The sequence below is a fragment of the Kumtagia sp. genome (assembly GCF_059502445.1).
Map to the genome: position 1 here is coordinate 1 of NZ_JCACER010000061.1, position 13,147 is coordinate 13,147.

At 67.9% G+C, this 13,147-nt stretch carries 10 protein-coding genes; 5 read left to right on the forward strand and 5 right to left on the reverse strand.

Annotated elements, in window-relative coordinates:
- Nucleotides 1–228 precede the first annotated feature (228 nt).
- Nucleotides 229–1,239 (forward strand): endonuclease/exonuclease/phosphatase family protein, encoded by a 1,011-nt coding sequence (locus tag AC5JDC_RS17825; protein WP_495843237.1) that lies wholly within the window; start codon nucleotides 229–231, stop codon nucleotides 1,237–1,239.
- Between the two features lie 91 nt (nucleotides 1,240–1,330).
- Here AC5JDC_RS17825 and AC5JDC_RS17830 read toward each other — a convergent pair whose 3' ends face one another.
- Both AC5JDC_RS17830 and AC5JDC_RS17835 read right to left on the reverse strand, forming a co-directional pair.
- Nucleotides 1,331–1,939, reverse strand: a complete 609-nt coding sequence (locus AC5JDC_RS17830; RefSeq protein WP_133170154.1) for a DUF922 domain-containing protein — start codon at nucleotides 1,937–1,939, stop codon at nucleotides 1,331–1,333.
- An 84-nt stretch (nucleotides 1,940–2,023) separates the two neighbouring features.
- Nucleotides 2,024–3,703, reverse strand: a complete 1,680-nt coding sequence (locus AC5JDC_RS17835) for an electron transfer flavoprotein-ubiquinone oxidoreductase (RefSeq protein ID WP_495843239.1) — start codon at nucleotides 3,701–3,703, stop codon at nucleotides 2,024–2,026.
- Between the two features lie 203 nt (nucleotides 3,704–3,906).
- Here AC5JDC_RS17835 and AC5JDC_RS17840 point away from each other — a divergent pair, with 203 nt between their 5' ends.
- A complete protein-coding gene (locus tag AC5JDC_RS17840) occupies nucleotides 3,907–4,557 on the forward strand; it encodes a hypothetical protein (protein ID WP_245428603.1) in 651 nt (216 codons plus the stop codon).
- Between the two features lie 36 nt (nucleotides 4,558–4,593).
- A complete protein-coding gene (locus AC5JDC_RS17845; RefSeq protein ID WP_495843241.1) occupies nucleotides 4,594–5,475 on the forward strand; it encodes a uracil-DNA glycosylase in 882 nt (293 codons plus the stop codon).
- Nucleotides 5,476–5,651: 176 nt separating this feature from the next.
- Here the strand turns inward: AC5JDC_RS17845 and AC5JDC_RS17850 are convergent, their stop codons facing one another.
- Nucleotides 5,652–6,050 carry a hypothetical protein gene (locus tag AC5JDC_RS17850; protein WP_106774946.1) on the reverse strand — a complete coding sequence of 133 codons (399 nt, stop codon included), beginning with the start codon at nucleotides 6,048–6,050 and terminating at the stop codon, nucleotides 5,652–5,654.
- A gap of 126 nt (nucleotides 6,051–6,176) precedes the next feature.
- Between AC5JDC_RS17850 and AC5JDC_RS17855 the strand changes: the two genes are divergently transcribed.
- Nucleotides 6,177–6,980, forward strand: coding sequence for a helix-turn-helix domain-containing protein (locus tag AC5JDC_RS17855; RefSeq protein WP_495843244.1), 804 nt, complete (start codon nucleotides 6,177–6,179; stop codon nucleotides 6,978–6,980).
- A 101-nt stretch (nucleotides 6,981–7,081) separates the two neighbouring features.
- Here the strand turns inward: AC5JDC_RS17855 and AC5JDC_RS17860 are convergent, their stop codons facing one another.
- Nucleotides 7,082–8,029, reverse strand: coding sequence for a DMT family transporter (locus AC5JDC_RS17860; protein WP_245428601.1), 948 nt, complete (start codon nucleotides 8,027–8,029; stop codon nucleotides 7,082–7,084).
- A complete protein-coding gene (locus AC5JDC_RS17865; protein ID WP_495843247.1) occupies nucleotides 8,026–10,335 on the reverse strand; it encodes a xanthine dehydrogenase family protein molybdopterin-binding subunit in 2,310 nt (769 codons plus the stop codon). The genes AC5JDC_RS17860 and AC5JDC_RS17865 overlap by 4 nt, the downstream gene beginning before the upstream one ends.
- Before the next feature lie 149 nt (nucleotides 10,336–10,484).
- Between AC5JDC_RS17865 and pepN the strand changes: the two genes are divergently transcribed.
- Nucleotides 10,485–13,130 carry an aminopeptidase N gene (gene pepN, locus AC5JDC_RS17870; protein ID WP_495843284.1) on the forward strand — a complete coding sequence of 882 codons (2,646 nt, stop codon included), beginning with the start codon at nucleotides 10,485–10,487 and terminating at the stop codon, nucleotides 13,128–13,130.
- Nucleotides 13,131–13,147 lie beyond the last annotated feature (17 nt).

The window sequence follows — 13,147 nt, forward strand, 5'->3', positions numbered from 1 at the left end:
CACGCAACCCTGTTGACCGCAATTACAGAAGCTTGTCGAACCACGAGGGCGCCAGGCACGACGTCAGCGCAATATCTGGGAAGCCGGTAGCCGCTTCGCGGGCGAGAGGTGGCCCGAAGGGTCGGGAGGGATTTTCACCAGAGGTGGCGACTTGCCACCGCGGCATGATCGCCCGTCGACGGTTTGCTCTTGCGTCCACAGGCAGCATTGGCTTGAAGATCAGCATCGATGATCATCCTCAAGCCGCTCCGTCCCCTCATCCTTCTGGCCGCGCTCGCCGTCGGTGTGCCGCTCGCCGCCGGCTTCTTCAACGCGCTGCATCCCGCGCTCGATTCCTTTGCGCATTTCAGGGCGCATCTTGCCGTGCTGCTTGGGATCGCCGCGCTGGCGCTGCTGGCTGTCAGGTTCTGGGCGTTCGGTGCGACAGCGCTTGTTGCGGCGGCGCTTACCCTGGCGACGACCTCGGGCAGCGTGCCCGCCATCGGCATGCGCTACGGAGCGCTGCACCCGGCCGACCCGGAACGTCCCGTCTACAGGCTGCTGCAGTTCAACCTGCGCTACAACAATCCGGAGCCGGCGCAAGTGCTGTCGCTGATCGGGCGCGTGCAGCCCGACGTGCTGACGCTCGACGAGGTCACCGCCGCCTGGAGGGAGAAGCTGCGGCTGATCGAGGCCACCTACCGCTACAGCCTGTTCTGCCCCTATCCGAACGGCCTGTTCGGCGTGGCGATCCTGTCGCGTCGGCCCTTCGTCGAAGGCAGCGAGCCGTTCTGCGACGGACGCGGCGCGCTCGGCATCGCCGCCGTCAATTTCGGCGGCCAGACCGTCGACATTGCCGCGCTGCATCTCGGCTGGCCGTGGCCGTTCCCGCAATATTGGGAGGTCGGCGGCCTGTGGCCCTCGTTCGGCCGGCTCGGTCCGACGGCGATCCTGGCCGGCGATCTCAACGCGACGCCGTGGAGCCGCACACCTGCCCGCGTCGCCGAGGCCGGCGGGCTGACGCTGATGCCGTCGCCCGGTCCGACCTGGCTGTCGCGGCACCTGCCCAAGGCGCTGTTCTTCGCCGGCCTGCCGATCGACAACGTCTTCGCCAAGGGCGATGTCGAGATGCATTCGATCCGGACGCTCGAGCCGACAGGCTCCGACCATCTGCCGGTGCTAGTGGAATTTTCGCTCAGGTCGAGCCCGGCCGACCCTGGCACCGACGTCGCGGCACTACCAGGCGCCGATTCTGGTTAGCGCATGATCCCGAAAAGTTGCAGACTTTTCGCGATCATGCGGCAAAACAAAGAGACAGAGCGGAATCCCGATCATCCTGATCGGTTCCGCTCTAGCGCCGGCGGCCGATCAGGGCACCGACCATCCGGTCGACCGGGCCGCCCGGCTGGTGTTCCAGGACGTCGAACCGCTCCTGCCGCGCCTCGTAGTCGGCATAGACATCCCGCACGACGCGCGCCACCTCGCGCTTGGCGCTCCAGCAGCAGCGGATGCAGAACCAGTCGTCGTCGGCAACCACGCGCAGCGCCGCCCGGCGCGCCTTGACGGTCATCTGGCGGGCGAGGCGCCCGTGCGTCTCCTCGTGCCGTCGCACGCCGGCGAGAAAGCGAGCCCAGCGTTTCCGCAGGGCTGGCGACGCCTTGCCGACAAGCTCCGGATAGCGATAGTTGACCGACAGGGTGACGTCGGCAGCGTCCAGCCGGCACTGCCCATCCTCCACCTTCCAGCCCATTTCCCAAGCGACGGAATAGCGGGTCTGGGCAATGGCGCGCGCGGCAAAGCCGTGGCTGGGGCCGTTGCGATCCATCGCTGCCATCAGCGCCTCGCCGCTGCCGCCGCTGACCCGGTATTTCTCGATCCTGACAAGCGTCTTGACGTCCGCCGCGGCGTCCGCCGCCGCAAGACAAGTCATCGCCAACACCACCAAACCGAGCGGCCGCACCGAACTCTCCGAAGCCGAGAGGGCATTATGCGCAGCCGCCGGGCCGGGCGCAACAACGACGGAGCCGGCGCGCGACGCAACCGGTCACAAGCTGGTATAGACCGGTCCCTCGCCGCCCTGCGGCGGCACCCAGTTGATGTTCTGGTTCGGATCCTTGATGTCGCAGGTCTTGCAGTGGACGCAGTTCTGCGCGTTGATGACGAAGCGCACGTCCTTGGCATTCGGATCGGCCGCGGCATTGCCTTCGGCGTCGACCCACTCGTAGACCCCGGCCGGGCAGTAGCGGGTGGACGGGCCGGCATAGACGTCGTGCTCGGAACGAACCTGCAGCGCCATGTCCTTCACCTGCAGGTGGACCGGCTGGTTTTCCTCGTGGTTGGTGTTGGACAGAAACACCGAGGACAGCCGGTCGAAGGTGAGCACGCCGTCCGGCTTGGGATAGTCGATCTTCTGGTGCTGCGCGGCCGGCTCCAGCGAGGCGGCGTCGGTCTTGCCGTGTTTCAGCGTGCCGAAGGGGGAGAAACCGAACAGCGTGTTCAGCCACATGTCGAGCCCGCCGAGCCCGACTCCCACCAGCGTGCCGAAGCGCGACCACAGCGGCTTGACGTTGCGGACCTTCTTCAAATCCTTGCCGATGTCGCTGCCGCGCCAGGCCTGCTCGTAGCCCGAAAGCTCGTCGTTGGCTCGGCCTTCGGCGATCGCCGCCGCCACGTTGTCCGCAGCCAGCATGCCGGACAGCACCGCATTGTGCGAGCCCTTGATACGCGGCACGTTGACGAAGCCCGCCGCGCAGCCGATCAGCGCGCCGCCCGGGAAGGAGAGGTTCGGCACCGACTGCCAGCCGCCCTCGGTGATGGCGCGGGCGCCGTAGCCGATGCGCTTGCCGCCCTCGAAGGTGCCGCGCACGGCCGAATGCGTCTTGAAGCGCTGGAACTCCTCGAAGGGAGCGAGATACGGGTTCTTGTAGTTCAAGTGGACGACGAAGCCGACCGCCACCAGATTGTCCTCGAGGTGGTAGAGGAAGGAGCCGCCGCCGGTCTTGAAGCCGAGCGGCCAGCCGAAGGAATGCTGCACCAGGCCGGGCCTGTGGTTCTCCGGCTTGACCTGCCACAACTCCTTGAGGCCGATGCCATACTTGCCGGGCTCGCGCCCCTCGTCGAGCTTGAATTTCGCGATGAGCTGCTTGGCGAGCGAGCCCCGCGCGCCCTCGCCGATCAGCACGTATTTGCCGAGCAGCGCCATGCCCGGCGCGAAGGCGGGTCCGTGCGAGCCGTCGCGCTCGACGCCCATGTCGCCGGTGATGACACCCTTCACCGCGCCCGCCTCGTCATAGATCAGGTCGGCGGCGGCGAAGCCCGGATAGATCTCGACGCCGAGCGCCTCGGCATGGCCGGCCAGCCAGCGGCAGACATTGCCGAGCGAGACGATGTAGTTGCCGTGATTGTTCATAAGCGGCGGCATCAGGAAATTGGGCAGCCGCACCGAGCCCGCCGGCCCGAGAACGAGAAACTGGTCGTCGGTCACCGGCGTCTTGAAGGGATGGTCGGTCTCGGTGCGCCAGCCGGGCAGCAGCCGGTCGATGCCGATCGGGTCGACGACCGCGCCGGAGAGGATGTGGGCGCCGACCTCGCCGCCCTTTTCGAGCACGACGACGGAAAGGTCGGGATTGATCTGCTTGAGGCGGATCGCCGCCGCCAGCCCCGCCGGCCCGGCGCCGACGATGACGACGTCAAACTCCATGCTTTCGCGTTCGATCTCGCTCATCGATCCTCCGAACTGGCTGCGCTATCCCCGGCGCTTGCTGGTCATCGGCTCCATAGCGCATCGTCGAGTGTGACGAAACCGCATCGGCGAAAAGGCAAGGCGGCAAAGTGACGCTTCGGTGACTGGCTCTCCTCTCCGGTGAACAAGGCAAAGGGATTGCAATCCCAGTATTCGCCGGGTTCTTTATCCGGCATAGTTCGCAAATGCCGTCGGCCGCCCGCTTCCGCCACCCGGTGCAGCGCCTGCGTTCGGTCCGTCTTCTGGTTCGGACCCTCGCAGCAACAGCCTGGCTTTTTGCCTTCGCCCTCCCCGCCTATGCCCAGGACGAAAGGCCGTTCGAATGGCTGGCCGGCGCCTATTCCTTCTCCGACGAACTGGGCGGCTTCGTCATCGATTCCGTCTCCGGAACCGGCACACGCACCGACCCCATCGTCATCCGCGAGACCTTCGTCTCGGCGTCGCCGGCCACCCTGGTGATCCGCGCCAGACGTCCCATCCGGTTCTTCGACACCGGCACCTTCTACGCCAACGGCATCCTGCACATGCGCATCCTGGCGCGTAATGGCAGCGGTCATGGCTGGGTCGAGTTCGAGTTCGAGCTTCAGGAGATCCTGCACAAGGCGAGCGTCTTCGGCGACGGTCTCTCCTTCGACCAGCGCAGCGAAAACAGGGAATTGATCTCGTCCGACAGTTTCGCCGAGTTCAGCCGCGACTTCGAACCTTACGACAAGCTTTTGTTCCGCAACGGCAAGATCGACCCCGGCCGGACCGGGGGCTTCTCCTTCCTCATCACCGACTTCACGCCGAGGAGCCAGTTCTACCTGGTGCAGGATCCACGCGTCCCGTCGACCTGACTTGCATTCGGCGGCCCGGCGCAGCATGGTCCGGCCATGTCCATGTCGATCGAAGGAGAGCGCGAGACGCTCAAGAGCCTGCTTGCCTTCTATGCCGAGGCGGGCGTGGACGAGCCGTTGCTCGACGATCCGGCCGACCGCTTCGCCGAGACGGAGCGGGAGAAGGCGCGGCGGACCGCGGCGAAGCCGGCGGAGCGGCCAGCCCCTCCGCCGATGGCCGCAGGCGGCGAGGCGAACCGACCAATCCCGCAAAGGCCCCCGACCCCCGCGCCTGCCGCGCCGCGTCCTGCAACAGCCGCTGTCCCCGACGGCGCCCAGGCGGCGCTGGCGCGCGAGCTCGCCCGCTCGGCCGGCTCGCTCGAGGAATTGCGCCAGATCATGCTCGGCTTCGACGGCTGCAACCTCAAGACCACGGCGAAGAACCTGGTGTTCGCCGACGGCAATCCGCAAGCCGACCTGATGCTGGTCGGCGAAGCGCCTGGCCGCGACGAGGATCTGGAGGGCCTGCCCTTCGTCGGCCGCTCGGGGCAGTTGCTCGACCGCATCCTGGCGGCGATCGGCCGCGACCGGACGTCGGCCTACATCGCCAACGTCATCCCGTGGCGGCCGCCGGGAAACCGCACGCCGACGCCGCACGAGACGGAAATCTGCCGCCCCTTCATCGAGCGGCAGGTGGAGCTCGCAAACCCCAAGGTGCTGGTGACGCTGGGTGGTCCGTCGGCAAAAGTGCTGCTCAACACCACGGACGGTATTTTGCGCACCCGCGGCGCCTGGCGCGATCATGCCACGGCATCGGGGGTGTCGATCCCGACAATGCCGACGCTGCACCCGGCCTATCTGCTGCGCAACCCGGCACACAAGAAGCTCGCCTGGCGGGATTTTCTCGAGGTGCGGGCGCGGCTTGCGGCGCTTTCCTGAGAAGCTGGTTGCCGCGCCTTCCCTCCCCCTTGAGGGGAGGGTGGCCGCGAAGCGGCCGGGTGGGGTCGCCGCGGCCAAACGCCGACGTGGCTTTTGCGCCGAGCACTGCCGAGACGACCCCACCCGCCTCGCTTCGCTCGGCACCCTCCCCGCAAGGGGGAGGGAGGCGTCGGCGCTCAGGCCGCGACCGCCTGCGCACGCCGCATCGCGACGAGCTGCAGCTCGGCGAACAATGCGACGGCCGCCGCCTGGGCGATGACGAACGCGTAGCCGAGCATGGTCGGCGCCACCCAGCCGGTGAACAACAGGCCGATGCTTGCCGCCACCCACAGCGCGTTGATGCCGATCACGTCGACCAGCAGCAGCCGCGGGACCGAGGGGCGGCGCGACAGGACAACCAGTAGCGCCACGAACGGGACGAGCGCGATGCCCGCCCAGAACAGCAGCGGCTCGGGCAGGCCGAGCAGCGGCGAAAGCAGCGCGGAGCCACCGGCCATCAGCACGGCCGCGGCACCCGAGACGACGGCGTCCAGCAGAAGCGCGTTGCGCAGGAAGGGCGTGATGGAAATGGTCATGGCATCATCCTTTCGGTGGGCCCGGCCTTTTCGCCGGAATGCTTCCAGGATGGCCGAGGCCCTGCTGCCTGGCGATTACGTCGGAGGTAATGGAATTGATCCCGGTGGTCGCCTAAACTCCTCGCCATGCACACCGCCCTCGCCTCCCCCGGTCCGCTCATCCGCGAATGGCGCACCCGCCGTCGCATGAGCCAGCTCGACCTCGCCTTGGAGGCCGAGATCTCGCAGCGGCATTTGAGCTTCGTGGAGAGCGGCCGCGCAAAACCGTCGCGCGAGATGGTGCTGCTGATCGCCGAGCGGCTCGGCCTGCCGCTGCGCGAGACCAACCGGCTGCTGCTCGCCGCCGGCTATGCGCCGGGCTTCGTCGAGCGCGGCCTCGACGAGGCGGCGATGGCGCCGGCGCTGGCCGCGGTCGAGATGGTGCTGAAGGGCCACGAGCCGAACCCGGCGCTCGCCGTCGACCGGCACTGGAACCTGGTGCGCGCCAACGCAGCCCTCGCGCCCTTCCTCGCCGAGGTGGCCGACCCGGCGCTGCTGGCGCCGCCGGTCAACGTGCTCAGGCTCAGCCTGCATCCGCAAGGCGTGGCGCCGCGCATCGTCAACTTCGCCGAGTGGCGCGACCACATCGTCGAGCGGCTGCACCGGCTGAACCAGGCCGTCGCCGACCCGGAGATCGTCGAGCTGGAGCGCGAGCTGCGCGGCTACCCCGTGCCGAAGCGGACCGGCCCGCCGCCGTCCCCGCAGAACTACTCGCCGATCGCCGTGCCGCTGCAGTTGCGCATGGGCGACGCCGTGCTGTCCTTCATCTCGACCATCACCGTGTTCGGCACGCCGCTCGACGTGACGCTTTCGGAGCTGGCGATCGAGTCGTTCTTCCCTGCCGATCCGGAGACGGCGGAGACGATGCGGCAGGCCTTCCCTCCCCCTTGAGGGGAGGGTGGCCGCGAAGCGGCCGGTGAGCGCTGCCGAAGCGACCCCACCCGCCTCGCTTCGCTCGGCACCCTCCCCTCGAGGGGGAGGGAAGGTGCGCCCTATTGCGGCGGGGCGGCCTCGCGCGCTTTCGCCCGCTCGATGCCGAGCTGGCGCTCGCGCAGGATGATGAACAGGCCGGCGCCGACGACGATGGCGCCGCCGACCAGCATGTGCAGCGTCGGCACGTCGCCGAACAGCAGGTAGCCTACGGCGATGCCGAAGATCATGGAGGTGTATTCGAACGGCGCCACCACCGAGGCCTCGGCATGGCGATAGCCTTCGGTCATCAGCAATTGGCCGATGCCGCCGCATATGCCGGCGCAGACCAGCAGCGCGGCCTGGCCGGCGGTAAGCGCGCTCCAGCCGAACGGTATGGTCACCAGCGACAGCACCGTCGCCGACAGCGAAAACCACAAAACGATGGTGCCGGTCTTCTCGGTGTGGACCAGGCTGCGCACCAGGATCATCGCCAGCGCCGACGCGCCCGCCGCGGCGAGCGCGGCGATCACCCCCGCCGCCTCGTCGCCGCCAAAGCTGCCGGCGCCGCCGAACAGCGTCAGTTTCGGCCAGGCGATGATGAAGACGCCGAGCAGGCCGACCACGACGGCGCTCCAGCGATAGACGCGGATGGTCTCGCGCAGGATGATCGCGCTGAAGACGACGACCAGCAGCGGCTGGGCGTAGTTGAGCGTGATCGCCTCGGGCAGCGGCAGCCGCGCCAGCGCGTAGAAGCCGAGGCCCATGGCCGTGACGCCGACGCAGCCGCGCGCCACATGGCTGAACGGCCGCGCCGTGTGGAAAGCCTTCGCCAGGTCGCCGCGCAACGCCAGGAAGGCCATGATCGGCAGCATGGCGAAGAACGAGCGGAAGAACACGACCTCGCCGGCCGGCAACGGGCCGGCCGCCTTGATCGTGCTCGACATGGCGACGAAGGCCACCACGGAGGTGACCTTGAAGGCGATCCCGGTGAGCGGCCTGTCGGGGTGGGCGCTGCCGCCCGGACTCACCGCGCCGACGCTTCGGCGATCGCCGCCCACACGCGCGACGGCGTCGCCGGCATCTCGATATGGCCGATGCCATAGGCACGCCACAGCGCGTCGGTGACGGCGTTCATCACCGCCGGCGTGCCGCCGATCGTGCCGGCCTCGCCGGCGCCCTTGATGCCCATCGCGTTGGTGGTCGAGGGCACGTTGCGCGTCTCGAAATGGAAGGACGGCACGTCGTCGGCACGCGGCATGCCGTAGTCCATGAAGCTCGCGGTCAGGAGCTGCCCGTCCTCGCCATAGACGGCATCCTCGGTCAGCGCCTGGCCGAGCCCCTGGACGACGCCGCCATGCACCTGGCCGGCCAGCAGCAGCGGGTTCACCGTCACGCCGAAATCGTCGACGATCGTGTAGGCGACCACCGCGGTGCGGCCGGTGTCCGGGTCGATCTCCACCTCGCAGATATGGGTGCCGTTCGGATAGGTGCATTCCTCCTGCACGAACTCGCCAAAACCCTTCAGGTCGTCGGGGCGCTTCGCCGCCTTGGCAAGCGCGGCGAAGCTCATCGCCCGGTCGGTGCCGACGATGCGCGCCTCGCCGTCGACGAGCTCGATGTCGGAGGCCGAGGCCTCAAGCTCGTCGGCCGCAAGCCTACGCAGCTTGACGGCGAGGTCCTCGCCGGCGCGCGACGCCGAGACGCCGCCGAGCGGGATCGAGCGCGAGCCGCCGGTGCCGCCGCCGTCGTCCAGCTTGTCGGTATCGCCCTGGTGGACGATCACCTTTTCGATGTCGAGGCCGAGCTTCTCCGAGACGAACTGCGCATAGGCGGTGGCGTGTCCCTGGCCGTTCGACTGGGTGCCGATGAACAGGGTGACGGTGCCTTCCTCGTTGAGCTGGACATGCGCAGGCTCGGAGCCGGGGAAGGCGCAGGCCTCGATATAGGTCGCCATGCCGATGCCGCGGATTTTTCCGTTCGCCCGCGCCGCCTCGGCGCGGGCGTCGAAGCCGGCCCAGTCGGCGCGCTCCATCGACTGCGTCATGTGGCCGTCGAACTCGCCGACGTCATAGAGGCGCCCCGTCGCCGTGCGGTAGGGGAACTGCTCAGGCCTGATGAAGTTGCGCCGCCTTATCTCCTCGCGCGGCAGGCCGAGGTCGCGGGCGCAGGCGTCGACCAGCTTCTCCAGCAGGAAGGCCGCCTCGGGCCGGCCGGCGCCGCGATAGGCGTCGACCGGGCAGGTGTTGGTGTAGACGCCGGCGATGGCGACATCAAGTTCGGGGATGTCGTAGACGCCGGTCGACATGGTGGCGCCGACATAGGGGATGAACGGGCCGTACTGCGAGATGTAGGCCCCGATGTTTGCGGTGAGCTTCACGCGCAGCGCCAGGAAGCGGCCCTCGGCATCCATCGCCATCTCGGCCTCGACGACATTGTCGCGGCCCTGCGCATCGGTCAAAAAATGCTCGGTGCGGTCGCCCGTCCACTTGACCGGCCGGCCGAGCCGCCTGGCGGATTCCAGCACCAGCGCGTATTCGCGATAGACGAAGCTCTTAGGGCCGAAGCCGCCGCCGACGTCGGGCGTGATGACGCGAAGCTGTCCGGGATCGATGTCGAACACCTGCTTCGCCAGGATCGTCCGCATCGAATGCACGCCCTGCGAGCCGGTGGTGAGCACCAGGCGGCCGCTACCCTCCTCGACCTCGCCGATCGCGGCACGGGCCTCCATGTAGTTGCAGACCAGCCGGTTGTTGTAGAAGGCGATGCGCGTGACGCGCTCGGCCTTGTCGAAGACAGCCCCGACCTTTGCCGGCTCGCCGAACTGGTAGGTGAAGGCGCGGTTCGAGCCGAGCTCCGGCCAGACCAGCGGCGTCTCCGGATCGAGCGCAGTGGCCGTCTTGCCGGCCGCCTCCTCCGAATCATAGTCGATCTCGATCAGTTCGGCCGCGTCCTGCGCCAGAGCCCGGCTGTCGGCCACGACGAAGGCGACGGCGTCGCCGACATAGTTCACCCGGTCGGTGCACAGGATGGGAATGTCGCGGGTCGGCGCCTTGCTGCCGTCGGGCTGGCGCTGCATGACGCCGGATTTCAGCGCGCCGAGCTTGCGAAGGTCGGCGCCGGTCAGCACCAGATGCACGCCGGGCGCGGCGCGCGCCGCCTCGGTCGAAATTATGCGGAAGGAGGCCTTGGCAGCCGGCGAGCGCAGCACGTAGCCATGCAGCTGGCCTGGCCTGGAGATGTCGTCGGTATAGCGGCCCTTGCCGGTGATGAAGGACTGGTCCTCCAGACGCGTCACGGACGCGCCCATCCCGAACTTGGGTGTAAAGACGGTCATGTCGGCTCCGGGAAATGTGTGGCGGGTTACGCTCTGGAGATAAGAGCTCCGTCAGTTTTGTCGAGAGACGGTTTCGTGTAAAGAGCAACACCCCGGATTTGTTGGGCCAGTTTCGCGCTGGCCGTCGCCCCCAACAGGAATGCCCGATGATGCGTACCGATACCGGCCAGGTCTTCCGGCTCGAGGACTACCGGCCGAGCGACTACCTGATCCCGCGCACCGAGCTTCGGTTCGTGCTTTCCCCCGACAGCACCATCGTCACGGCAACGCTCACCATCCGCCGGCGCGATCCGGGTGAGCGCGGCGCGCCGCTGACGCTCGATGGCGACGGGCTGGTGCTGCGCCGGCTGGAACTGGACGGCATGCCGCTTGCGCAGGACGCCTATGCGGCGACGCCCGACCAGCTGGTGATCCATGCGACGCCCGACCAGGCGGAGTTCACGCTGACCATCGAGACCGAGATCGCGCCGTCGCAGAATACCGCGCTGATGGGCCTCTACCGCTCCAACGGCGTCTACTGCACGCAATGCGAGGCGGAAGGTTTTCGCCGCATCACCTATTTCCTCGACCGGCCGGACATCCTGTCCGTCTACACCGTGCGCATCGAGGCGCTGCGCCAGGAGGCGCCGCTGCTGCTCTCCAACGGCAATCCTACCGAGAACGGTGATCTCGGCGGCGGCCGGCATTTCGCCGTCTGGCACGATCCGTTTCCGAAGCCGTCCTATCTGTTCGCGCTGGTGGCGGGCGACCTCGGCGTAGTCGCCGACCATTTCACCACCATGTCGGGCCGCAAGGTATCGCTCGGCATCTATGTCGAGCACGGCAAGCAGCACCTGGCCGGCTATGCCATGGACGCGCTCAAGCGCTCCATGACGTGGGACGAGCAGGTGTTCGGCCGCGAATACGACCTCGACGTGTTCAACATCGTCGCGGTATCCGACTTCAACATGGGCGCAATGGAGAACAAGGGCCTCAACATCTTCAACGACAAATACGTGCTGGCCGACGAGAACACCGCGACGGACGCCGATTTCGCCAACATCGAGGCGATCATCGCGCATGAGTATTTCCACAATTGGACAGGCAACAGAATCACTTGCCGCGACTGGTTCCAGCTCTGCCTGAAGGAAGGGCTGACCGTTTTCCGCGACCACGAATTCTCCGCCGACCAGCGTTCGCGCCCAGTCAAGCGCATCGCCGAGGTGCGCACGCTGCGCGCCCACCAGTTCCCGGAGGACCAGGGACCGCTGGCGCATCCGGTTCGGCCGCGGCGCTATCGCGAGATCAACAACTTCTACACGGCGACCGTCTACGAAAAGGGTTCGGAAGTCGTGCGCATGATCCGCACGATCCTCGGCGCCGAGGATTTCCGCAAGGGCATGGACCTCTATTTCGAGCGGCACGACGGCGAGGCCGCCACCATCGAGGATTTTCTCAAGGCGTTCGAGGATGCGTCCGGCAAGGATCTCGGCCAATTCGCGCTGTGGTACCATCAGGCCGGCACGCCCAACGTCACCGTCACCTCCTCGCATGACGCCGCTGCCGCGCAGTTCACCCTGCAGATCGAGCAGTCGGTGCCGCCGACGCCGTCCGAGAGCCGCAAGCGCCTCATGCACATCCCGCTGGCCTTCGGCCTGGTCGGGTCGGACGGGCGCGATCTTGCCTATGCGGCGGCGGACGGCGCGGCGGTGGAGGACGGCGTGATCCACCTGCGCAAGCGCCGGCATACGGTCACCTTCTCCGGCATCGCCGAGCGGCCGGCCATCTCGCTCAACCGCGGCTTTTCGGCGCCGATCACGCTGTCGGTCGAGCAGCGGCTCGAGGACCAGCTCTTCCTTGCCCGCCACGACGGCGATCCGTTCTCGCGCTGGCAGGCCTTCAACACGGTCATGACCGATGCGCTGATCGCCGCCTCCAGGCACATCCGCGACGACCGGGCGCCGCCGTTTTCGCCGGCGATCGCCGAACTGGCCGCTGCGGTCCTGGGCGATGACGGTCTGGAGCGGGCGTTCCGGGCGCTGGCGCTGACGCCTCCCGGCGAGGCCGACATCGCCCGCGAGATCGGCAGCAACATCGATCCCGACGCCATCTTTGCCGCCCGCGAGGCGCTTCTGCGTGGCATCGCCGAGGTCAATGCGGAGTTCTTCGCGGCCGCTTATGAGCGCCTGGCGGACAGCGGCCCGTTCAGTCCCGACGCGGCAAGCGCCGGGCGCCGGGCGCTGCGCAACGTGCTGCTCGACTACCGCTCGACGCTCGCCGGCGGCGCCGACCTCGCCGCCCGGCATTTTCATGCCGCGAGCAACATGACCGACCGTGCCGCCGCGCTGACCGTTCTGGCGCACCGCCATCAGGGCACGCCGCAAGCGCTGGAGGCACTGACCCGGTTCGAAAAGACCTTCTCCGGCGACGCGCTGGTGATGGACAAGTGGTTCGCCATCCAGGCGGCGGCGCCCGGCCCGGCGGCGGTCGAGGCGGTGCGCGGCCTCTCCGCCCATCCGGCCTTCTCCTTCGGCAACCCCAACCGGCTGCGCTCGCTGTTCGGTACCTTCTTCAGCGGCAACCAGACCGGCTTCCACCGCGCCGACGGCGCCGGCTACGCGCTGTTCGCGGAAACCATCCTGGAGATCGAGAAGCGCAACCCGCAGGTGGCCGCACGGCTGGCGACCGGCCTGCGTTCATGGCGCTCGCTCGAGCCGAAGCGGCAGGAGTTGGCGCGCCAGGCGCTGGTCCTGATCGCCTCGACGCCGGGACTGTCGGCCGATCTCAGCGACATCGTGGAACGCACGCTGGCGTGAGCGTATAGTGGCCCAAA